This window comes from Alphaproteobacteria bacterium US3C007, from assembly GCA_034423775.1.
GTDB classification, from domain to species: Bacteria; Pseudomonadota; Alphaproteobacteria; order Rhodobacterales; family Rhodobacteraceae; genus Thalassovivens; species Thalassovivens spotae.
This window is the reverse complement of record CP139918.1, coordinates 1364929-1387943: the sequence shown is the minus strand read 5'-3', so window position 1 is coordinate 1387943 and position 23015 is coordinate 1364929. Positions and strand designations below refer to the sequence as shown.

Here is a 23015-nt window from a genome sequence, read left to right as displayed (position 1 = left end):
CAGATCAAAGCAAAAACTTTTGCGCATGCGTTTTGAGCGGTCTGGTCTTTACAGTCCGGCGCAAGGAACCGGGCCAATGAGTCTATGATACTGGAATATTCAAAGCCGCCGCAGAGACGCTATGGCACAAATCTGCTGGGCCGCCTCGCCCGAAAGGCGAGGCCAATTTTATAGGTGTTAGCGCGTTTGTTCAGAAAGAAATGCAAGCAACGCATCTGGATGCGTATTGAAATACTGGTACCCATCAAACCGTTGGCCTGTACCAAACGGCGTGTCTTGATCGGGGCCAATCCAAACGATGCTATGCGCCGTTGGCGTTGCATCGATAATTTCTTGAATATCGTTCTGCCCGGTCTTTTGGTTGAACGTGTAAACGTCATTTTTCACCTGCGCATAGAGCACGGGCACCGTAAGACTTGGAACATAATCAAGCGCTTCGGCAAATCCAAACCCGAATTCTTCTCGCTGCGCGTCCAGCACACGCCCAACCAGATCCAATCCGGTTTTGGCGCGAATGAAGCGATCAGTCATATTGTAAGACAATGTCGGTTGGTTGGCGATTAACCCTTTAATTTGCGGGTTCGAAAACAAGTCTGGTTCTTTTTTCCAGGCCAGAAAAGTTGCATTGGCACCCATACATTGGCTGAGAAATAAAATATCATCATCGCCAAACTGCGGATGCGCAAGCACATAACGCAAAGAGGCGGCAACATCCTGCCACTCAGTGACCCCCGCGCCAACCAGTGCTTCGCTGCCGATCGCCTCTGCGCCGAGGCCACCATCGCTTTCGCCTTGACCGCGATGATCATACATGACGATGTTGTAATTGGCGTCATGCAAATGTTTCACCATAGGCAGAAATTCCGCGGCAACACCGTCAAGCCCGGTATCTGAACCATAGCGCGTGGTTGTCAGTGGATGGTTCACGATCACCGTCTTATCCGATGGGGTCGGGCTTGGTATTTCCCACGCGCTCAGCCGAATATTATCCTTGGTAAAAATATCGACATCGCTATAGAGCATCGCATAATCGCTGGGGGTTTTGGGAATTGCTAAACGCTTGGGGGCCACGCGCATTTTCACAATCTGGCTGACCAGCACCCGGTCTCTCAGATCAAACGGATTTGCAAACCATATAAACGCCGCAACGCCGATAAAAGCTGTGAACCCCGACAACACCCAGATGAATATTTTTTTCATTCCTTACACTCCGGAAATATTGACACTGTCAATATGGGTAATAGGTGGCTTGTAGAGTGTCAATTTAAAATTTACACTGTAAATATAATCATAGGAAAGCTAATGGACGCTGCCCGCAAATATCACCATGGCAACCTCAAAGAAGCCTTTCTTAAGGCCGCCCGTGACCTGCTTGAACGCGACGGTCTTGGAGGATTATCTCTGCGCAAATGCGCCGAAAAAGTGGGCGTCAGCCATGCAGCTCCCAAAAACCATTTTGGCAATATAGCGGGCTTATTAACAGCCATGGTTACAACAGGATATGCAGAGCTCGCAGTGAAGATGACGGCAGATGCCAACACAAACGCTGATCGCAAGCGACGGCGAGACCAGGCGCTTTTGGGCTATGTCGCCTTCGCGCAAGCCAATCCCGCGCTCTATGATTTGATGTTCTCGCGGGACCGTTTGGTGCAGGATGATCCCGACCTGCTACAACAGGTCAGAGCCTGTTTTGTGATATTGGCAGATTGTTCGGCTGAGCTTGGATGGCATCACGGATCGCTAGACGACAAAACGGGAAAGGGCCAAGTTGCAATGTGGAGCCTTGTGCATGGCTATGCGCAATTGGTCACGGCAGGGCGTTTCAAGAAAGACAATATGAAAGGCCTATCAATTCTGGATATCCTGCCAATAATCGAACAGGATGGCCAAAACTAAAACCACCGCAAAACATCACCAATTGCCCCCTACACAATCTAGTCAGCTGAAGTTGAATGTAAGTATGGCAAACAATATCTGCACTGGGGCGCGGCACAGATCCCCCAACTATGACCTGCGTTTGATCCAATCTTTGAAGCCAAAATACCGATGCATCGCGGGTAAAAACCAGGGATTGCCATCATATAACGGGATCCGTGGCGGGGGTGGACCCCAAAATGCACTAGGTTGATTGCCCGTACCCATCGCGGTTGAGGCAATTTTTTTCCCCAGCCAGCGCGCCCAAACCGTTCCAGACCCAGCATAGCCAGCTGCATAAAAAATACCGTCACTTTCAAAAAGCGCAGGTAATTCGGCCCGCGTAAACCCTACATTTCCCAGCCAGCAATATGCGATAGAACAGCCTGAAAGCTCTGGAAAAATTTGTGCCAGCTTCTGGTGGAGATACGCCACTGACCGCGCGCTGGGCCTGTGCCTATCAAAGCTACGCGACCCCAAAAGAATACGATCGCGCGCGGGCGTAGGCCTGAAATAACTATACAGTTTCGCCGTATTTCCATACATCCGCAATTTTGGCATCAGATCTTTCACCGTTTCCGTGCCCAACGCTTCTGTCACGATAATACAACTTTGCGCAGGCACAAGACGACGACGCAGAAATTTACCAAACTGATATTTGGTACCCGTATAAGCGTTGGTGGCAATAATCACCTTTCCGCCGATAACGTTGCCCCTATTCGTCACTACAGTTTTCTTGCCTGAAGACGTGCCGGTAATCTCTTCAACGCAGGTTTGTGCGTGAATGACCGCCCCCGCAGCTTGCGCAGCCTTCAAAAGGCCTGCAAAAAATTTACCGGGATGAAACCCGCCGATTTCTTCACGCACCATGCCGCCAAAAAACAAATCCGTTTTAATTTCACTCTGCTGGTCAGATTTTGGCACCATAAACGCCTTATGGCCATCTATTGTGTTTAGCCTATCCGCTTCGCGGCACTGATTTTCATAGTCTTTTGAACTCATTGCACCGGTAAAGCGACCCGTCATCTGCAGATCGCATTCAATCTGTTCTTCGGCACAAAATTTGGCAAGATCAAGCCGGGCTTCGATACCTTCGGCATAAACCGCATCCGCATAATCTACTCCGCTTTTTGCGCTGAGAGCGCTATGCGATAGCCTGATTTGACCACTGCAAATCCCACCATTGCGCGTAGAGGCTGCAAAGCCAGGCACGCCGCTGTCCAGCACCCGCACTGAATGCCCCTGCCGAGCGATCGTTAGGGCAGCAGAAAGCCCCGTATAGCCCGCGCCCACAATCACATAATCAGCCTCTAAAGGCAGGTTCACCTCGCCAGACGCCTGCCAGAGCCCCTGCTCAATTTCCCACCAAAACGGACTGTGTTTCATAATATGCCTCACCGTGCTGAAAACACACCAAAATGACAGGAGGCGAAAGTCAAGCAAAACCGCAGTAGCGCAACCATGTGTGAACAGTGCAACGCAAAATCCCAATGGCAGAGGGTTGCGCGCGATAAATCCAATAAACCCGCAAAAAAATTCTAAATTATGCGCGCCCCGCACAAACCAATAAGCCCATTTTTAGGGCATATATCTGCGCAATAAAAAGCTAGGCTGAAGAAATATATCTCAAAATCATATTTTAATAGCCAAATGCACAGATCTGCTTTTAACCTAATCGGGTAGATCTATTTGGGAGGGACCTATGTTTTTATCAAGAAGAATAAGCCTGCCATTCACCGGCAAACGCGAAATCGCAGCCGATCGCCTGCGCAATGCAGCCGGCATTATGATGCGCAATGGCGCTTTGGCGGCTTGGACGCAGCAAGTGCTGGGTGGTTATTATAGCCCCGGAACGCTGCTTTTGCACACGGCCTTTGAATCGATGGAGCACAGTATGACTGTGGGCCAAAATCTGATGGGTGATCCAGCTTGGGCCAAATTGATGCTCGAACGCGAATTATCGCCCTCGGCAGAGGTTGTTGGGCCAGAATTATTTAGGCGGGTTGCGGGCGAAAATGGGGCAGATGACAATGAAGCGTCCATGGTGCGTGAATATGTGTTGCCGCGCGAAAACATCACGGGCGCGGTTGCGCTGCTGCCCGAAGCTCAAAAAATGCTAAGCGGTCATAGCGTCGACGTAAACATGTGGGCCCCCGTTATCGCTGCAGATATGCAACGGTTTTATATCGTTTATTCGGGGCGCGATATCACAACGCTTGGAAAGGCGGTGGATGAAGTGGGCGTGTCAAAAGAGTTTCAGGACATGCTTGTCAAAGCCTCGCAATTGGGAACGCTTGACCGAGCGTGGATGATGGCAACGCTCAAATAAATAAAATCGGGCGTCTAAACGGCGAAGGAAGGTTCCTCTTGATCAGCCGGCTGGCATATGGGCAGGGAATGATCCCCTTTTCATATGCGCCACCGTGAGGCAGAGAGCTGGCTTATTTTAGCATATCATCCAGCAAGCGCTGTTTGGCATCTGCGCTTATGGAAACCACGATAGCTTTTGCAATATCGGGCACTGGCGAGACCTTCTTTTTGTCTTTTTCTTCAACGCTATCTAGGCGCTGAGCCTCTTTTAACGCAGCTGCCAGTTGGGCTGAGGTGGTTTGAGACACAGGGTTCATAAAGCTTCCTCCAAAGCTTAAAATAGCACAAAACCGGAAATCTGTGTAGGGGGTTTCACAGATCTGATCCATCTTCTTACCCTCCAACGCAAGAAAAAGCGCGGGGTGCCGATACACCCCACGCTTTTCAATGTTTTTGATAGGTGGCGGGCTTGGCGTTAGGCGGCGCAATTCAGTATAGCTGCCAGAAAACCCCTCATAAAAAATTACAAGCTTTGCAACACGCCGCTTTACCAGCAATAAGCCCTCCCTCACTTTGCGCTGATACTCACATTGATTGGAATTTGATCGCCGATACGATAGTTGTTGTAGGTATAACTTTTGCCGCGAATACCGTTCCACTCATAGGTAATGCGGTAGTTTTTTATATGCGACTGCTCAGTATTAACCTGAACGAGATTACATTGCTGCTCTGACCTATACCCCACGATAACCCGCTTTGTCTGCTGGCCCTGATCTGCCGCCATCAGGCCCCCGATCACGGCGCCAGCTGCAGCGCCCCTGTCTTTTCCAGAAACGGTTCCACCCAGAAGACCTCCGATAATCATACCACCCAAAACATCGCTTGAGCTGGCGCCTCTGGTTTGCGAGGTTCCATAGATTGGCACCTCCACATTCTGACAGCGGCGCTGCGGTTCCGATAGTGTTTTTGTCTGGTAATTCGGCTTGATCTTAATAACCGTTGCATAGCTTTCAGCGCTCAAAAACGCCGGACTTAACGTTGCAAGCAAAGCCGCACCCAATATATTTTTCATCATAATCTCCAATCTTGTTTCTGATTGATGACAGAAAACAATAAAAGATCATGTTATCCAAAAACCGCCATTTGTTATTGAATAACGCGGCGAATTTGGTCAACTTTAGCAGACCCTACACGCTAAGGATGTTTGCTATGACCAAAATGATTATCTCAGCTTTGGCTTTTGGGATCTGTATAGGTGGATCCGCAGCGCTTGCATCAGGCGAATGCTATTACCTATATAAAGCCAAAAAAACCGCCCCGCTTCAACTGCATTTGGGGATGATAAAAATTAATGATACCTGTAGCTCAGGGCCGCACCAAACGCAGCTGTCGGACAGGCTAGCGCAAAACGGTTGGAAATTGATGCAGATAGTCAAACAATATCCTGAAATTGACGGAGTGAAGTTCAAAAATGATTTGGGTGAGTTCTTTCTTAAATATTAAGCCGCAAACCCTTATCCTTTGGGGCGCCGCGATCATATTGCTTTTGATAATCAGCGCGTTGGCCCTGATAATATGGTCGGTACCAGATCCACGCGTTTTCAATGAAAATATTGAGAAGGTTTTTTTGGAAAATGATTTTTCAACCCAAACAGAAATCAAACTGCTGGAAGTTTTAGCCTCATCGGGCAGCCTTTTTGAAAGTTCGATCAGCCTCTATTCAAGCATTATTTTCACGCTGGTTATCATCACAATTTCTATGATGGTGATAAGTTTTGGCTCTTTGATGTCCAACATACATCTGCGGCAGCAATTCGTTGCGCTGAAAAACAGCGCACTGCAGGTGAATGGGATCGAGCTGAGCCGAGCCGAAAATTCGGTAAAAATAAATGGCGATTGGCTGCACTTAACCAAAGGCAGCATGGAAACGTTAAGCGTGCTTTTAGAAGCGACATTAGACGGTGATTTTCTATCCGGCTTAGATGTTGAAATTTTGGTTTCGAGGAAAAACGCCGCCAATTGTGAGGATGCCGCGGGCGTGATGCGGATCAAAAGGCTGCGCGACAATATCGGAAATCAGATTGTCGCGCAGCATCTCATTCAAAATATTCCGGGCAAAGGCTACCAGATCAAAGTGTCCAAAAATAATATTGTGATCAACTGACGTACCTGCTGGCAGATGTTAGACTTTAGACGCCGGTAAATAACACTCGCCCTCAGACGGGATATATCAGTTCATTTTGAATGAATTTAAGGGTGAGGCATCTGGATCAGCAAAGCTGCAAGACATACAGATTGTCATCAAAGGCGCAGATCATAGATTTTTTAACGCATCTTTCAAAGCGCGCTTCCAAATACCAGAGTGATCAAAGGCAGGCCAATGTCATCTCCTGCGCAAATAAACGCATGCGCCGGTTCATCCGGCGCTTGTCTGAACGGATCAGATAGATAAAAAATTCTGGCATACTAAACGCGGGCAAAATCGGAACAAGCGCGCCCGTCTGCAAATTATCTTTTAAGATGAAATCGGGCAAATTGGCGATGCCCTGGCCTTGAAGCGCCACATGCAACAAAAAATCTCCGCTATTGCTGTTCAACGCTGGCGTAAACTCAATCGGATATGTTTTGCGCGTGGCCGTAGAAATCAATGGCCATCTTCCGCGCTTAGCGGCGCCAAAATGAAGCAGCTGATGCTCTTGCAAAGCCTGCAGATTATTTGGCTTGCCCCATTTGGCCAAATACGCAGCCGAAGCACAAATATGATGCCGCATAATTCCAATTTTCTCGGCAACAAGGGCTTGGTTCAATTGGGGTGTGATACGAATGGCAAAATCGTAATTATCGCGTTCAAGGTCAACCAGTTGATCGTCGAAATCGACCGTCAATTGAATTTCAGGATATTTCTCTATGAAGCCCATCAAAGCTTCTTTAAGAAAGGAGATCCCGAATTCCCGCGGCAAAGATACCGAAAGCGGCCCAGATATAGCCGCATGCGTGCTGCTGAAATCAGTTTCGATTTCTTCAAAATCATGAACCGCTCGCAAAGCCCTCTGGTATAATTCGCGGCCCGTTTCAGTCACGTTCCAGCGCCCCGGTGCACGATCAATCAACTTTGCTGAATAGCGGTCTTCCAAAAGGTGTAATCGCCGGCTGACCGCTGATTTTGCAATATTGAGCCGATCCGCTGCTTTTGAAATGCTGTGATTTTCGACAATCACCGTGAACAGACGCAAATCTTCCATTTGCCCCATTTTGTTCTCCTTTTTAGACCACCCTGCCCGTTTTTTAACACCTTATTCTTAATGTAAGAACATGGCAGATTTGGCACAACTTGCCAGTTTATATTCCCATTGATACAAAAACGGATCGGATAATATTTAGCCCTATAGGTTCTAAAATTTCGAACGAAATCGGCTAATATACTGAAAAAATTACTTTTATGATTGCCGATGAACCTAGAGAGACAGAAACACCCCAATGACGCACTATTCCCCAAGCGCCGGTTACATGACTGAAACGATACAGCGCAGCTATATCGCTTATGCCATCACGCAAAACACGCTTCCCGCGCAAGCCCATCGTATGCCGCAGATTATTTCTTTGGTTGCCGCAGAAGATCGTTCAAAACCGATCCAATTTTGGCAATTATTTTCCGTTATGGGCCAAACGCGTATTCTGCGCATCGTCCATGATTTTTACCGCCGCGTCTATGAAGATGAGGCTTGGTTTCGCGATGTTTTCGCCCGTGTTGGCGACGCAGCCCACCATGTCAGAACCCAATCGGCGATGTGGATTGATGTGATGGGTGGCGGCTTTCATTATCACGGGGCTGAGTTCAGGCTCAACTTTCATCATCAGCATAATGCTTTCCAGCTGATGACCAACGAGGGCGCAGCACGCTGGACAAAACTGATGATTGAAACATTGCAGGCCTGCGATGCGCAGATAAATTATGACCCACGCATTCGCCCGAGTATCAACACATTCTTGCAGTATTTTATGTCTAAATATGCGGCTGAATTTGGTTTTCAGGCCAGTCATCTCTTTGGCCCAACAAACCCAGCAGTTAGGCGAAAAATAAATTTTATGAATATGACGGATACGGCAATTGAAGCCTTGTCTGATGCTGATCTGAAAGAGGGGCTGCTGGCGCGGGGGGTCGATTTGAGCAGCAGCGAAGAAAGACAGGCATTGATCAAGAAAGCCCAAAGCCTGTAACGCCCCGCCTCGTGACGGCGTTACCATATAAAAAGGATCTATACATGCGTAGGCAAAACCCGGATCGCTCGGTTGAAGAATCCCAAACCAATGCGGCTGCTCGGCGCGCCAAGGGGGAATTTATGCGCGGTGTTAGCCAGTTCCGAAGCGCGCTGGGCAGTGCCGCCTTTCCCGCTGAAGCGCACCGCTATCATCTTTACGTGGCGTTGAATTGCCCCTGGAGCCATCGCGTGACTTTGGCGCGCAATCTCTTAGGTCTGCAGCATAGCATCACGCTTGACGTGGCCTTTCCAAACCGCACCGATGAGGCTGACCCCGAGGGGCCAAACCACTGGCAATTCGCACCAGAGCGGATTGCCTCGATCAGCCAAGCTACGCTACCAGATTGCACACAGGAAACCGCGACAGGGCAAAATTTTCGACTTCTTAAAAATATCTATGCCAAAGAAGGATCACAAGAACGCTCTGTACCCGTGCTTTATGACAAGCACAGTCAAAGCATCGTTTCGAACGAAAGCGCCGAGATTGTAAGAATGATGGGCCAGAACGCAGCCGCGCTGGGCAGTCGCCTTGCCGATGCAGAGCGCATCGATCTCTACCCTGCCGATCAAGGCTTAAGATCCCAAATTGACGCGCTGAATGGCCGTATTTACGACGCGGTCAATAATGGTGCTTACAAGGCAGGTTTCTCCTCTGATCAATCGGTCTATGAGGCGGCCTTTCATAAATATTTCAATATGCTGGAAGAGTTAAACGCGCTGTTGCAGGATGGCCGCGCCTACCTGACCGGTGAGGCGTTTACCGAAGCTGATTTAAAGCTATTCCCAACCCTATATCGCCACGACCCCGTCTATTATCTTCGCATGAAGCTGAATGGTGCGAAAATATTCCATTACCCAGATCTGTGGCGATGGCTCTGTCGCGTTTATGCGCTGCCAGGAGTGGCAGAAAGCGGATCTTTGACGCTTTGCCTGCAAGGCTATTTCGGGCGCTCATGGAATGGCGTTATCCCGCTTGGCCCCCGCCAGCCAAGGCCCTATCCAGAGGCCTATCATCATCCGGAACTGGCAAAGTCAGCCAAATCTAAATAGAGCACAAGACAGCAGTGAAACCCACGGCCACCAGTACCGGCTTGGGCTTTTTCGGCCCCCAAAAATCAAAATCCAACGCGCTGGGGCCAACTTATTTTTTCAGCAGGCAGCGCGTGATAAGATCTTATCAGCCATATTGGCGCGCGAGCGTGCAATAGTCCTCTGCGGCGATAGAATGACAGTTACGATAGACGCGTAAGGATCCGTTCCGTAAGATCATCAGGGCTGACCAGCTTTGCCCGCCATGCTGCCAGTATAAGTAATTTCAAGAAGAACCCGAAATCCGTTGGCGCCCGCAGATCAAACTGGCTCTTTTATCGACCAATCAAGGAGATAAGCATTTGATTAGTTGAGATATATAGAGTTTTATTCCTCTTAAGCCCGCCGTTTGCAAAAGGACATTAACAGATATGAAACCAACCATCCTTTCCGCACCGCATCCACGGTCTTTAGAGCTGATCTTTACGGCAAAGCGCCTTGCACAACTGCGCGATAGCTATGAGGTGATCGAGGTTTCTGAAGATGAGATTGCAAACCTTTCGCCACAAGTGCTCGCGCAGGTCCGTTATATCATCGGCCAACCCCCGCTTGACCATCTTCTGCTCGAGCAGCTGAAACAGCTGAAATGCATTTTCAACGTTGAATCAAATTTGATGGATAACATGCCCTATGACACGCTATTTGAGCGCGGGATTCATGTTGTCACTACGGGTGCGGTTTTCGCGCAGCCTGTTGCCGAATTGGCCCTTGGCCTTGCGCTCGACCTCAGCCGACAAATTACCGCCGCGCATCAAACCTTTGAGAACGGCACCGAAAAATGGGGGCTCGAAGGCAATCCGCAAGCAAAACTGTTGTTCAACAGCAGGGTTGGCATGATTGGATTTGGGGATCTGGGCAAGGCTTTGGCGACAATTTTGACCGGTTTCAAACCACAGATAAAAATATACGATCCTTGGCTTCCCAACTCTTTCTTATCGGGGATCGGCACGCCCAGCTCTTTAGAAGATATCTTCGACAGCTCAGATATGATCTTTGTGTTAGCTGCGGTCACGACTGAGAACCAACATTTTATAAACGCCGACCTTATCGCACGCATGCCCCAAGGCAGCAGTTTGGTTTTGCTCAGCCGCGCCGAAGTGATTGATTTCCCTGCGCTGATCAACGCGGTTGAAAAGGGTCATATCACCGCCGCAAGCGATGTATGGCCGCTTGAACCTATGCCCGCAGATCATCCCGTGCGTCAGCTTCCCGGGTTTTTAAAATCTGCGCATCGCGCCGGCGCCTTGCAGCAATGTTTTGAAGATATGGGGGAAATGGTCTGGGAAGACTTACAGCTTTTGGATCGGGGCCTTCCACCGCTGGTGTGCAAGCGCGCGCAACGGGAAACCGCAAGCAAAATGCAAAGCAAGCCCGTTTCGGAAAATTAACCTGATCGGGCCAAGAGTCCAGATTGTTTAGAGGCGCAGCTCGGCTTCAAAAGAGTTTCCCACTATTAGATCGGCAGATACGGAATTGTCTAACACCAATCGTGCATTTGGCAGGTCATTGGCCGTTACCTTTTCTTGCGCCGCTTCTTTTGATAGGTTCCCCCACCGCGCCAGCAGGCGCTGTTTAAGAATATCCATGGGTACGTCAAGCATCGCAGTAAGATCAAAACAAGGGCGTAAATCTTGCCAACCGGGCTGATCCAACAGCAGATAATTGCCCTCAACCAAAATGATTTCAGTTTTGCGTGAAATAATTCGCGCTGAGGCAAGCGAGAGATCCAAATCGCGGTCAAAAAGCGGTACCGCGATATCGCTGCTAGCCTCTTTCACACGGCTCAGAAGATTGGTTAAACCCTCTATGTTGAAGCTGGCGGGGGCGCCTTTGCGCGCCTGCAGCCCCAATGCGCTGAGCACCGCGTTATTGTAATGCCAGCCATCCATCGGGATGATTTGACATTGCGCATCGCGCTCTTGGTTGAACCGCGCGCAGAGCGCATCGGCAAACGTTGACTTGCCAGAGCCCGGTGGCCCAGAAATGGCGATAATCTTACGGTCTGCCGAGGTTAGGGTTTCAAGCTTGCGCCTGAAAAGGGTGAACGTTTCGTCACTCAGCAACATCGCCCGAGTCTTTTGGCTTCATCGCCCCGGTCATCATCGCCACAGCTTCTGACATTTCATATTCTTTGGGATCAATAACGCAGAGGCGCTTGCCCAATCGGTGGATATGGATGCGATCAGCCACTTCAAACACATGCGGCATATTATGCGAAATCAAAACAATCGATATGCCGCGTTCGCGCACATCCTTAATCAAATCAAGCACCCGACGGGATTCTTTGACCCCAAGCGCCGCGGTAGGCTCATCCATGATAATCACCCGCGATCCAAAGGCGGTGGCGCGCGCCACGGCGATGCCCTGGCGCTGCCCACCCGACAGGGTTTCAACCGTCTGACCAATATTTTGGATCGTCAACAGGCCTAAATCCGCAAGCATTTGCTTGGATTGCCGCTCCATTTCGGCGTGGTCAAGCTTGCAAAAAAGCTTGCCCATCAAGCCTTTTCTGCGAATTTCACGGCCTAAAAACATATTATCTGAAATTGACAATGCAGGCGATAAGGCCAGGTTTTGATAGACCGTTTCAATGCCCGCAGAACGCGCCTCAAGCGGGTTGCTGAAATGCATCTTTTTGGTTTCAAAATGGATGTCACCCGTGTCTAGTTGAATGGCGCCAGACAACGCTTTGATCAGCGTGGATTTTCCCGCGCCATTATCCCCGATAACGCCCAAAACCTCACCCGGATATAAATCAAAATCGCAATGATCCAGCGCAACCACCCGACCATATCGCTTTACAGCGTTGCGCGCATATAAAATTGGTTCCATCAGACCGCCACCTTTCTGATCCATTGATCAAGCGCAACCGCCACGATGATCAACAATCCAATCAACAAATAGGTCCATTGCGGATCCGTACCAATCATTCTGAGCCCTAAGGAAAAGACGCCAACAATCAAGGCGCCGCAAAGCGCGCCTAAAATCGAACCTCTTCCCCCGAACAAGGAAATACCCCCGATCACCACCGCGGTGATCGCCTCAATATTCGCGAACTGACCCGATGTTGGAGAGACAGAACCGATCCGCCCCACCAAGACCCACCCGGCCGTGGCGCAAATAAACCCCGACAGCATATAGACAGAGATCAAAACCCGTTTGGTTCGAACACCTGACAATTCCGCAGCATCCGGATCATCTCCCACAGCATAAACATGCCGCCCCCAAGCCGTATGGCGCAGCACATAGGCCAAAATGATCGCCAGCACGATCATCAAAATCACGCCATAGGTAAATACCGCGCCATAAATTTTAAACTTGTTGCCCATGAATTGGAAAATCGGCGCGCGTTCGGCAATATCAGCGCCGCGGATCGTTTCATTGGCGGAATAAATGAAATTCGACGCTAGAAAAATCTGCCATGTGCCCAAGGTTACGATAAAGGGAGGCAAACGCATGATTGCCACCAACACGCCGTTGATCGCCCCCATTAACGTGCCCGCCGCCAAGCCACAAATCAGAGCGATTTCCGGCGGTAACCCGTAGCGAAACGTAAATTGCCCCATGATCACCGATGAAAAAACCATGATCGCGCCAACAGAAAGATCAATACCAGCGGTCAAAATCACCAAAGATTGGGCAAGCGCAACGATGCCAACAATCGCAACCTGTTGTAAAATCAATGTCAGCGCGAAAGGGGAAAAGAACTTACCACCAAGCAGTAACCCAAAGATTGCCAGAGAACAGAGCAAAACCACCAATGGAACCGCAGCCGGCGTTTGCCTCAGCCATAAGCGAACCCTATCAGACAACGTTTCTTCTTCGATAAACGCCGAAACTTCCTCTGCAGTGGGATCTAGCCCAAGGCCTTTTTCTTCGCTGATTGACACCGCTTTGCCCCCGAATTGCCATTTTGGTTATGGCATAATTTTATTAAGCCATGGACGATGCACGCACCGCCCATGGCAAAGTTTACAAAGATATCGCTAAAGATCCAGCTTTGATGTTTCTAGCGATCTTATCCCCAGCACAGATCTGTGCCCTTAGCCGTGTCGATCGACTCAACACCGGCAGCAGGCTTATCGGTCACCAAAGATACCCCGGTATCAAAAAAGTTCTTACCCGGAGTCGGAGAGGGCTTGGATCCATCATCGGCCCATTGTTTAATCGCTTCAACACCCAATGAGGCCATCAACAATGGATATTGCTGCGAGGTGGCGCCAATGACACCGGCTTTAACATCCGCAATACCCGGGCAACCGCCATCGACAGACACGATCAAAACATCGTTTTCACGGCCAATCGCTTTTAGCGCCTCATAGGCACCGGATGCGGCTGGTTCGTTGATCGTATAGACAACATTGATCATCGGATCTTTTGCCAATAGGTTTTCCATGGCTTTGCGGCCACCTTCTTCATTGCCGGCTGTTACATCATTGCCAACGATCCGGCTATCAGTTTCATCCCCCCATTTATTGGGGTCACCCAAATCGATTCCGAAACCTTGCAAGAAACCTTGATCGCGCAAAACGCCAACAGAAGGCTGGCTCACAGCCAGGTCCAACATACCGATTTTGGCATTTGCCGCATCAGCACCTAAAGCCGCAGCGGCCCATTTGCCGATCAATTCACCGGCTAGGAAGTTATCTGTTGCAAAAGTCGCATCCGCCGCATCCATCGGCTCAAGCGGTGTGTCCAGCGCAATAACCAGCAAACCAGCGTCACGCGCCTGCGCCACGGGGCCCACGATGGCTTTGGTGTCCGAGGCTGTGATCAAAATACCTTTTGCGCCATCCGCGATACAGGTTTCAATCGCCGCCACTTGGCTTTGGTGATCCCCATCAATTTTACCGGCATAGGATTTTAAAGTAATGCCAAGCTCTTCGGCTTTTGCGGTGGCACCTTCTTTCATCTTCACAAAAAACGGGTTCGTATCCGTTTTGGTGATCAGGCAAGCCGAAATACCATGCCCGCCTGCAAAGGCGACGCTAGAGGCCAAGGCTAATGCAGAGGCGGCACACGCGGTTTTAAGCGCTTTGTTCAATGTGTGTTTCATACTTTTCTCCCAAAAATATTATCAGACCCCATGGATCACCCCATATGAATGATTCACTCCATAAGACCGACAGATCAGACCTTCCAATCTGATGTAAAAGGACAATGATTCTGACGGACTGTCAATAATTAAATCACTCTTATTTAAGTTTAAAAATTGCAGTTCGAGAAACAAAGCTTTAAGAATAATATATAGAGATAAAGGGATTGGTTGCTTAAGAAAAATGAAAACGGCCGATTTAACATCGACTTATAGCGGCAATAACCACTATGCCCGCGGATCGAATCAAACCAAAGTGCGCGCTTATAATGAGCGTCTTGTGCTGACATTGATCCGACAAAACGGCCCGATGGCGAAAGCCGAGATCGCCCGCGCTACGGGTTTATCTGCGCAAACCGTTTCGGTGATCACCCGCGCGCTTGAAGCCGATAAATTATTACAAAAAGAAACACCGATTCGAGGCAAAATTGGCCAGCCCTCTGTGCCAATGTCACTGAATAAAGAAGGCGCATTTTTTCTGGGGCTCAAAGTCGGGCGGCGCAGTTTGGATTTGGTTATCACTGATTTTACCGGCGCGATCCGCGCGCGGATCAACAAGCGGCACAGTTATCCCTCACCCGCTGCTGTGATCGAATTCACGCATATGGCAATCGAAAGGTTACTTAACAACCTCACCAATGAAGAGCGCGATCGCGTCGCGGGGCTTGGCATTGCCATTCCATTTCGCCTCTGGGAATGGGCGAAAGCATTGGGCCTTGACCCCAAAGATATGGAAGATTGGAAAACCGAAGATATTGCCGAAAAAATTTCACAGAAATGGGATTTTCCAATCTATCTTCAAAACGATGCCTCCGCAGCCTGCGGTGCAGAGCTGGTTTTTGGCGCTCAAGACCGCCCGCGTGATTTTTTATATTTTTTCATTGGCTTTTTCATTGGCGGCGGTCTGGTTTTGGACGATTCGCTTTATACAGGCAAAACTGGAAATGCCGCTGCAATGGGCCCGTTGCCGATCCGCAAAAGCAATGGCACAACAATCTCGTTGATGGATCTTGCCTCGCTTGTACGTTTAGAACAGGCCGTAATTGAAGCGGGCGGCATAGCGGAAACAATTTGGGAAAACACCCAGAATTGGGATATTGATCCGGCGCTGGTCGACACATGGATCACTGCAACCGTATCGGCATTGGTTGAAGGGATTATCGCCGCCTCTTGTATCATAGATTTCGAATGCGTGATGGTCGAAGGGTGGTTACCAGAGGATATTCGCGCGCGGATCGTGGCTGGCGTCAATGCAAAGCTCCAAGGCGTTGTTGCGCCCGGGATCGACCTGCCCACAGCCCGAGCAGGCACCATTGGCAGCGATGCAAGAGCCCTTGGTGGCGCCAGTTTGCCGCTGTCGGATCGCTTTCTTATAGACCGCCATGGCTTTGTGAATCACTGATACAACTGCTCTGAAAGCACCTGAGGCAAAGCAAACGCTTCTATAAGAGTTTTTGCAGCACATGAGGTAAGGCATAACCCAAACGGCGGGAAACTATGCGGCATCGCGTAACCAGTTGCAGAGGCGGGCGGCGCTTATCTTCTGATGAATTCTAACCGATCTTTGGCAAAACCACCCAAGTAATAGAAACGCCGGCTTTCAAGCACCGCGCTTTGCATTATTGCTCAAGAAATCACGCAGTAAACTGTTGAACAAGTCGGGCTTTTCCAGATGCACAGCATGCGCACATCCCGGCACCACGGCCAGCTCTGCCTGCGATATCGAGCTCCAAAGCAAATGCGTTTGCTGCCAAGAATAGGTGCGATCTTGATCTCCCCAGAGAACCAAGGTGCGCAGATCAATCTCTTGCAACAACGCCGCGCCCGTCCAAGCTTCCATCGCCGTCAGGCCCGCTTGAATCGCCGCGAGCGAGCTTTTTTCCGCGATCTGCGCACAGGGTTCATAGCCCTCAGCTGCGGCGCGCTGCAAAAACCACGTGGCAGAAATACGGCGGGCGGTGGCGGCGGCGCCCTCTTGCGCGGCGCGCGCCTTGCTGGTGGAAATGGTTTCAAAGCGCCCCGGTAAAATGCCCACACTGCCGGTGCTATACAGCACAAGGCTTTCAATCCGCTGGGCGTCGCGGCGCAGCATTTCCTGCACCACCATCCCCCCCATCGAATGCCCCAAAAGATGATAGCGGGGCAGATTTAACCGATGCAGCTCGGCGATGGCCCAATCGGCAAACCCCTCAATACGATCCAAAACAGGCAAATGCGCATTCTCGCCAAAACCAGGAAGATCCAGCGCAATAACCTCATAATCTTGCGACAAGGCCGCTTTTTGCCCGGCCCATTGCGCGCCCCCACCCATAAAGCCATGGACCAGAACCAGTGGGATCACTTGCGCTGCCCTTGCACGATACGGTCTAAAATCATGGCGCAAAATAAAATCGCAAACCCTGCCAAAATACCTTGGCCCACATTGGCATATTGCAAGGCTTCAAGCACGTCTTCGCCCAAACCTTTTGCACCAATCAGCGAAGCCACCACCACCATCGCCAGAGAAAGCATGATCGTTTGATTAATTCCTGCGCGTATCGACGGGCTGGCAAGCGGTAAATCCACGCGCGTGAGCAAATACCATTTATTCGCACCAAAAGAAATCGCCGCTTCGCGCACGCTATCGGGCACGCCGCGCAAGCCCAAAACGGTCAGGCGCACGACCGGCGTTCCCCCAAAAATCATCGTTGTGACCACGGCGGCGGGCTTGCCAGTGCCAAAAAAGGCAATGACGGGAATCATAAACACGAAGGCCGGCATCGTTTGCATGAAATCCATAATCGGTTGGATAAAGGCATAGAAGCGGCGACGGCGGGCGCAAAACATCCCCAGAGGAATGCCAATTGCAATCGACAAACAGGCCGCCGTTCCCAATAAGGCCAAGGTTGTCATGGCTTTTTCCCAAAATCCCAACAGCCCCATATAAGATAGGAAGGCTCCCGACCAAACCGCCGTGCGGATACCCGCCGTCAACCATGTAAGAACAACGATGATCGCGGCAATCACGATCCAAGGGGTTTTCACGAAGATCAGCTCAAGCGCATCCAAGATCAACCGAATGCCATAGGTAATGAAATCAAATACAACATCGCCATTGGCTACGCAAAAGGCAAAGAATGCCTCAACCCCCGCAATGCTCGAAAGGCGGTATTCTGGATCGGTTGGGAAATCGCTTAAAAACCCAAACCTGCCGGGCAAACTGTAATGCAGCATCGCCGCAGTGATGATCGCCACCACAAAAGCCGCGCTGAACAGAATTTGCGACACAGGTAGGCCAGAGCGCATGCTTCGATCTGAGACCCAATCGGAAAACCGCGCCTCTAAGGCCCAATTTGCAACGGTTAACTGCACAGCCTTTGTCACCAATAACAACCCAAGCCCCAGCAAGGCAATCGTCGCTCCCTGCTCAGACAAGGCCACGGCCTCAGCGCGAATATCGCCAATCGCAGCTTCAAGAGAATCCACCGTCCTTTGATACACCGCCACTTTTTCCGAGCCTGCCTCAATGGCCGCGGCCAACTGCTTGCGGCGCAGTTCCAGCGTGCCCTCGATCGAGGCGATGCGCACAAACGCATCCGCCGCAAGATCGCCAAAAAGACCCCGCGCGATTTGAACAAAAGCCAGCGTCTCCAAAATGAGAAACGGCAGCGCCCAGGACCATAGGCCCCGCGCACCAAACCATATCGGGCCAAACAGACCCGCCATAAGATTGGCCGTAGGCGTGAAATTTGCATTCTCGCCAATCCTATCAAATTGCGCGATGTAATAATCAGGATGCGTACGCACAAAGGTTCGAATATCCTCTCGGCGCTCGGCTGCAAAGGCCAGTGCAGCGTCTGATTGCGGTTGATCAAGGGGGTTTTGCACGGTTTCACTCATGACATTTCGGTTCCTTCAACAACGGTGCGCAAGAGATCGGTACGAGAAATCACACCCACTGCCTTTTCGCCAGAATCCACAATGATCGGGCTGTCATTCTCAATCGCAAGCGTGATCAACGTGCTTAACGTTTCGTCCATTTGCACATGCGGAGCCTGCGCATCCAAGGGTCCATGGCTTTGCACATAAGCCTCGATAGGCTGCATTACCGCATGCGCATGCACCACTTTAAGCCTCGAAATCCCTGCGACAAAATCGGCGACATAGTCATCAACAGGATTCATCACAATCTCTTCTGCGGTGCCCGTTTGGATCAAGCGACCATCGCGCATGATCGCAATGCGATCGCCGATCCGCACCGCTTCATCCAGATCATGCGTGATAAACACGGTGGTCTTTTTTAAGGTTTTTGACAGGTGTATAAACTCATCCTGCAATTGGCGGCGAATAAGCGGATCTAAGGCGCTGAACGGTTCATCCATCAAGAGCACATCTGGATTCGCCGCAAGCGCGCGCGCAAGGCCGACGCGCTGCTGCATACCGCCTGACAATTCATGCGCGTATTTCGAGCCCCAAGCCCCCAACTCGACAATATCTAAAATTGCGGCCGCCTGCCGCATGCGATCATTCTTACTGATATTTCGGATTTCCAGCGGCATCGCCACATTATCCAGCACCGACCGGTGCGGCATCAGGGCAAAATTCTGAAACACCATACCAATCTTTTGGTTTCGAAACCGTTGCAGCTCTTTCACACCAAGGCCCATCACATCCGTGCCTTCGATCAGAATTTGGCCATCGGTGGGCTCTAACAGCCGATTGAAATGGCGCACCAGCGTTGATTTTCCGCTGCCCGACAAGCCCATAATACAAAATATTTCGCCGCGATTTACCGAAAGGTTCACATCTGCAACCCCAACAACCGCGTTATACTCTGCGAGAACCTGCGCTTTGCTGAGACCTTTCTCGCGTATCGCGCGCAACGCATCTTGCGGCCGCTCTCCAAAAATTTTCCAGACATTGGAGATTTCAATGACCGTATCCATGCTCATCCTACGACATCGTTTCACAAATAGGGCGCACGGCCCGTTTAAATATAAAGGATGGCTTCAATCCGATTGAAGCCATCCATCTTAATGTTCAAGCCTGCCGTTTACAGACCAAGCCATGCGTCAACGCGATCAGGGTTCGCCTCTACCCACTCGCGGGCAACCTCTGCCGGATCGCGGCCATTACCACTAATTTCAAAGGCAAAATTGCTCACATCATCAGCGGTTAACGCGAAGCGGCCAAAAAACTCAGCGATCGCTGGCGAGCGGCTCTCTAATGAATTTGACCAAGCGATCTGTACCTTTTTCAGCGCATCTTTGGTTGCAACGCTGGATTTCTCATACCAATCGGCATCGTCCGAGGGCTGTACCATGACGTATTTGGCCGGATCATATGTTGGCTCGCTTAACATTTTCACATCAAACATGAACCACACCGCATGCGGCTTATAGCAATAAAACGCATAGCCTTCACCCTTGGCGATCGAATCCTTGATGCGCGCGGTTTTCACGCTTTCTTCAGCGCGAATTGGCTCGATAAAATCAAGCAGCCCATAGTCGCGTGTTTTCACTTCATTCACATTGGCCGAGGCCCAGCCCGGCGCACCGATCCACATCTCGCCCTTGCCATTGCCATCGCTATCCATCAACGCCGCAACATCGGGGCGGCCAAGATCGGCGATATCGGTTATATTATTGGCTTCGGCGAACGCGCTGGAGACGCAGAACCCTTGATTGCCCTCATAGGGGTTGGAAGACAGCGTGACAGAGCCGGCACCATCAACATATTTCTTTGTGAAGCTTTCTTGGTTGGGAAGCCATACATCAGGATGCACATCAATATCGCCTTTACCCTGATCCATACCCTGGAAAATCGTGGCGTTGTTACCCGGTACATATTCAACCGTACCGCCAATACGCATTTCAACGACGGCGCCCAAAAGATGGGCAATCGCCTGCGCCCCTGTCCAAGACGGCACACCGATTTTTACTTCTTCACCAGCAAAAGCCGGCACACTCATCGCGCTGAGCAATGAGGCTGTTATAAGTGATGTTCTGATTGACATGTTTTTCTTCTCCTAGTTGGTTGTGTTCTTTATGGTCTTTGAGTGTGAATATCCGGGAAGGTCATAGATTTCTGGATACCCAAATAGGGCAGCAGTGCCACCCGTATGCAGGAAAATAACGTTGTTCATTCCCGCGAAATAACCCTGCTTAACTAACGTGATCAAACCATCCAAACCTTTGCCCGAATATACGGGGTCGAACAAAAGACCTTCAGTTTGCGCCAATAATTTAATCGATCTGACCATGCCATCACTGGGAAGTCCATACCCAGCGCCGACATAGCCACAATTTACATGCACATCTTTACGGGCGATTTTGACGCCGGTGCCAAGATGCTGCGCGGTGCGGTGTGCCAAGTTGAAAACCAATTGCTCTTGCTGGTCTTGGGCTGCGCGCACGCCGATGCCCAATAAATGAATGTCGCTTTGAATGGCCGCCAATCCAACCAGCAAGCCAGCCTGCGTGCCTGCGCTATCTGTGGCATGCACCAACGCATCGATTTCAAGACCAAAATCAGCAGCTTGCTCGGCCAATTCTCTGGCGCAATTCACATAGCCCAAAGCACCCACACAATCAGATCCGCCCGTCGGAATAATATACGGTGTTTTCCCATCCTGGATCAGTTGATTGGCCAAAGAGGCGATCTCAGCGCTTATATCAGCAGAAGGCTCAAATTTTGACACGCACGCCCCGTGCAAATGGTTTAAAAGTGCATTGCCACTCAGCGCATAACTATCCTTGACCACGCCCGAGCGCTCTTCAAGCAAGATGTGGCAGCCCAGCCCAAGCTTGGCCGCGGCTGCCGCGGTTTGGCACGCATGATTTGATTGCATGGTGCCATGGGTCACAATAGTGTCTGCGCCTTGCGCTTGCGCATCCGCCATCGAAAACTCAAGTTTGCGGGTTTTATTGCCGCCAGATGACAAGCCCGTACAATCATCCCGTTTCACCCATAAGCGTGGCCCGCCCAATATCTCGCTTAGCCTGTCCAAAGGTTCAAGCGGAGTTGGCAAATGGCCAAGTCGTATTTTAGGAAACCGCGCCAAAGCCAAAGACAAATCTTTGCACAAGCTTTGGGACATTTCCGTCGACAAAGGGCTATTTCGAGCCAAAATTTGGGCAGCTTCGAACACACAGAACCTAAAATTGAAAATTTTCTATCCATAGCGTTGCAAATACCAAAACAGAAAAATAATGCTTTTTTCTACGGATGCTCATACATATTGTTTGAGCAAAAGGAGGTGATCTTGTGGATCTGCGATGGCTTGATGATGTTTTGATACTTTTAGAGGAAAAAAACATGACTCGCGCGGCAGCGCGGCGCAATATTACCCAACCCGCTTTTTCCCGGCGTATTCGAGGCTTTGAAAATTGGCTGGGCATCGCCATTTTACAACGCGGAACCAATAAAATTGAAATAAGCCCCGCCCTTTTCTCTAACGAAAAAGAAATTCGGGCTTTGGTGCTACGATTGCAAGATTTACGCAGCAAAATCGCCGATTTCAATCCCGCCAGCTCGACCGTGTCGATTGCGGCACAACATGCACCGGTGTTTTCCACTTTTCCCGATATGGCGCTCCGCGCAAATCATGTTTTTCCATCGCTTAAGTTTCGCTTGCAGGCGGATAACCTGCGCGATTGCGTAACAATGTTTTTGCGCGGCGATACGCATATGTTGCTTTGCTATGAATCCAAAAATGCTGGTCCATTGCCCTTTGATGCATCCATCCGCCGCGGCCTGTGGGGGATAGATTATCTGGTGCCCGTTGTAGGTGGCAGGCTGCGCTATGCCGTGAAAGATAGCGGTGAAATAGCGCCCGCAACGCCGGCAATCGTATATCCGGATAACAGTTATTTTGGCGAGGTTTTGAACGCAGGCGAGCGCCTGTTTGGCACGCGAAATCACAGCAAGGATCCGGTTTGCGAAACCGCTTTTTCCAGCGGTATGAAAGAACTAACGCTAAAAGGTATCGGCGTGGGTTGGCTGCCCTACAGCATGGTGCACCGCGAATTGGAAACCGGCGATTTGATTTCGCTTGCAAACACATATGGCCAAGAGCCGCTTGAGGTTGCGATTTACGCGGATATCAAAGAGGAAATTGCCCTAGCCGTTTTACAGGTTTGGAGCAAAGCGCCGAATATCAGGGAAGAGCAAACCGCCCAAGCGCTTTGATCGGCGGGCAGCCATCCCCTTGATAAGGCTCGATCCAAATATGTACCCAAAACCGTAAAAAAGTAGCAAGGCCGCGCGCCAGCACAACGGGCAAATTCAACCTCTTTAAAAAACATAGGTCCAGACATTTTAGCCAAGCCAACCCTAGCCGGCACTACCCCCAAAAGCGAATGCCCAGC

General features: G+C 50.3%; 23 protein-coding genes. 9 read left to right on the top strand and 14 right to left on the bottom strand.

Annotated features, from left to right (window positions below; all coding sequences use genetic code 11):
• Positions 1–177: 177 nt before the first annotated feature.
• Positions 178–1200: an alpha/beta hydrolase gene (locus tag UM181_06725; GenBank protein ID WQC64294.1), complete on the bottom strand. Its 1023-nt coding sequence runs from the start codon at positions 1198–1200 to the stop codon at positions 178–180.
• Positions 1201–1302: 102 nt separating this feature from the next.
• On the opposite strand from UM181_06725, the gene UM181_06720 reads away from it, so the two are divergent.
• Positions 1303–1896, top strand: coding sequence for a TetR/AcrR family transcriptional regulator (locus UM181_06720; protein ID WQC64293.1), 594 nt, complete (start codon positions 1303–1305; stop codon positions 1894–1896).
• Positions 1897–2004: 108 nt separating this feature from the next.
• On the opposite strand, the gene UM181_06715 is transcribed toward UM181_06720, so the two are convergent.
• Positions 2005–3300 (bottom strand): FAD-binding oxidoreductase, encoded by a 1296-nt coding sequence (locus UM181_06715; protein WQC64292.1) that lies wholly within the window; start codon positions 3298–3300, stop codon positions 2005–2007.
• A 316-nt stretch (positions 3301–3616) separates the two neighbouring features.
• Between UM181_06715 and UM181_06710 the strand changes: the two genes are divergently transcribed.
• Positions 3617–4243, top strand: a complete 627-nt coding sequence (locus UM181_06710) for a hypothetical protein (protein WQC64291.1) — start codon at positions 3617–3619, stop codon at positions 4241–4243.
• Positions 4244–4355: 112 nt separating this feature from the next.
• Here the strand turns inward: UM181_06710 and UM181_06705 are convergent, their stop codons facing one another.
• Positions 4356–4781, bottom strand: a complete 426-nt coding sequence (locus UM181_06705; GenBank protein WQC64290.1) for a hypothetical protein — start codon at positions 4779–4781, stop codon at positions 4356–4358.
• Positions 4782–4792: 11 nt separating this feature from the next.
• Entirely contained in the window at positions 4793–5296 is a 504-nt protein-coding gene (locus UM181_06700; protein WQC64289.1) for a hypothetical protein, read from the bottom strand.
• A gap of 137 nt (positions 5297–5433) precedes the next feature.
• Between UM181_06700 and UM181_06695 the strand changes: the two genes are divergently transcribed.
• Together UM181_06695 and UM181_06690 are read left to right on the top strand one after the other, a co-directional pair.
• The gene (locus tag UM181_06695; protein WQC64288.1) at positions 5434–5727 is read left to right on the top strand and encodes a hypothetical protein; all 294 of its coding nucleotides are present in this window, start codon (positions 5434–5436) and stop codon (positions 5725–5727) included.
• The gene (locus UM181_06690; protein WQC64287.1) at positions 5705–6388 is read left to right on the top strand and encodes a hypothetical protein; all 684 of its coding nucleotides are present in this window, start codon (positions 5705–5707) and stop codon (positions 6386–6388) included. Before UM181_06695 ends, UM181_06690 begins: the two co-directional genes overlap by 23 nt.
• Positions 6389–6590: 202 nt before the next feature.
• On the opposite strand, the gene UM181_06685 is transcribed toward UM181_06690, so the two are convergent.
• Positions 6591–7475, bottom strand: coding sequence for a LysR family transcriptional regulator (locus UM181_06685; GenBank protein WQC64286.1), 885 nt, complete (start codon positions 7473–7475; stop codon positions 6591–6593).
• Between the two features lie 226 nt (positions 7476–7701).
• On the opposite strand from UM181_06685, the gene UM181_06680 reads away from it, so the two are divergent.
• The 3 genes from UM181_06680 (at position 7702) to UM181_06670 (ending at position 10960) form a co-directional block, all read left to right on the top strand.
• The gene (locus UM181_06680) at positions 7702–8442 is read left to right on the top strand and encodes a hypothetical protein (protein ID WQC64285.1); all 741 of its coding nucleotides are present in this window, start codon (positions 7702–7704) and stop codon (positions 8440–8442) included.
• Between the two features lie 44 nt (positions 8443–8486).
• A complete protein-coding gene (locus tag UM181_06675) occupies positions 8487–9533 on the top strand; it encodes a glutathione S-transferase C-terminal domain-containing protein (protein WQC64284.1) in 1047 nt (348 codons plus the stop codon).
• A 410-nt stretch (positions 9534–9943) separates the two neighbouring features.
• Complete coding sequence (locus UM181_06670) at positions 9944–10960, top strand: hydroxyacid dehydrogenase (protein ID WQC64283.1); 1017 nt, start codon at positions 9944–9946, stop codon at positions 10958–10960.
• Positions 10961–10987: 27 nt separating this feature from the next.
• Here UM181_06670 and UM181_06665 read toward each other — a convergent pair whose 3' ends face one another.
• The 4 genes from UM181_06665 to UM181_06650 all read right to left on the bottom strand — a co-directional run bounded on the left by UM181_06665 (position 10988) and on the right by UM181_06650 (position 14628).
• Complete coding sequence (locus tag UM181_06665; protein ID WQC64282.1) at positions 10988–11638, bottom strand: nucleoside triphosphate hydrolase; 651 nt, start codon at positions 11636–11638, stop codon at positions 10988–10990.
• The gene (locus tag UM181_06660) at positions 11625–12404 is read right to left on the bottom strand and encodes an ATP-binding cassette domain-containing protein (GenBank protein ID WQC64281.1); all 780 of its coding nucleotides are present in this window, start codon (positions 12402–12404) and stop codon (positions 11625–11627) included. The genes UM181_06665 and UM181_06660 overlap by 14 nt, the downstream gene beginning before the upstream one ends.
• Positions 12404–13462 carry an ABC transporter permease gene (locus UM181_06655; GenBank protein ID WQC64280.1) on the bottom strand — a complete coding sequence of 353 codons (1059 nt, stop codon included), beginning with the start codon at positions 13460–13462 and terminating at the stop codon, positions 12404–12406. Before UM181_06655 ends, UM181_06660 begins: the two co-directional genes overlap by 1 nt.
• Before the next feature lie 128 nt (positions 13463–13590).
• The gene (locus UM181_06650; GenBank protein ID WQC64279.1) at positions 13591–14628 is read right to left on the bottom strand and encodes a sugar ABC transporter substrate-binding protein; all 1038 of its coding nucleotides are present in this window, start codon (positions 14626–14628) and stop codon (positions 13591–13593) included.
• A 223-nt stretch (positions 14629–14851) separates the two neighbouring features.
• Here UM181_06650 and UM181_06645 point away from each other — a divergent pair, with 223 nt between their 5' ends.
• Positions 14852–16069, top strand: a complete 1218-nt coding sequence (locus UM181_06645) for an ROK family transcriptional regulator (protein ID WQC64278.1) — start codon at positions 14852–14854, stop codon at positions 16067–16069.
• Positions 16070–16267: 198 nt separating this feature from the next.
• Here the strand turns inward: UM181_06645 and UM181_06640 are convergent, their stop codons facing one another.
• The 5 genes from UM181_06640 to UM181_06620 form a co-directional block, all read right to left on the bottom strand.
• A complete protein-coding gene (locus UM181_06640; protein ID WQC64277.1) occupies positions 16268–17008 on the bottom strand; it encodes an alpha/beta fold hydrolase in 741 nt (246 codons plus the stop codon).
• Positions 17005–18546 (bottom strand): ABC transporter permease subunit, encoded by a 1542-nt coding sequence (locus UM181_06635; protein ID WQC64276.1) that lies wholly within the window; start codon positions 18544–18546, stop codon positions 17005–17007. The genes UM181_06640 and UM181_06635 overlap by 4 nt, the downstream gene beginning before the upstream one ends.
• Positions 18543–19598 (bottom strand): betaine/proline/choline family ABC transporter ATP-binding protein, encoded by a 1056-nt coding sequence (locus tag UM181_06630; protein ID WQC64275.1) that lies wholly within the window; start codon positions 19596–19598, stop codon positions 18543–18545. The genes UM181_06635 and UM181_06630 overlap by 4 nt, the downstream gene beginning before the upstream one ends.
• A gap of 101 nt (positions 19599–19699) precedes the next feature.
• On the bottom strand, positions 19700–20662 hold the full coding sequence (locus UM181_06625) for a glycine betaine ABC transporter substrate-binding protein (protein WQC64274.1): 963 nt from the start codon (positions 20660–20662) through the stop codon (positions 19700–19702).
• A gap of 12 nt (positions 20663–20674) precedes the next feature.
• On the bottom strand, positions 20675–21745 hold the full coding sequence (locus UM181_06620) for a D-cysteine desulfhydrase (GenBank protein ID WQC64273.1): 1071 nt from the start codon (positions 21743–21745) through the stop codon (positions 20675–20677).
• 167 nt (positions 21746–21912) lie between these two features.
• Here UM181_06620 and UM181_06615 point away from each other — a divergent pair, with 167 nt between their 5' ends.
• Complete coding sequence (locus UM181_06615) at positions 21913–22836, top strand: LysR substrate-binding domain-containing protein (GenBank protein WQC64272.1); 924 nt, start codon at positions 21913–21915, stop codon at positions 22834–22836.
• Positions 22837–23015 lie beyond the last annotated feature (179 nt).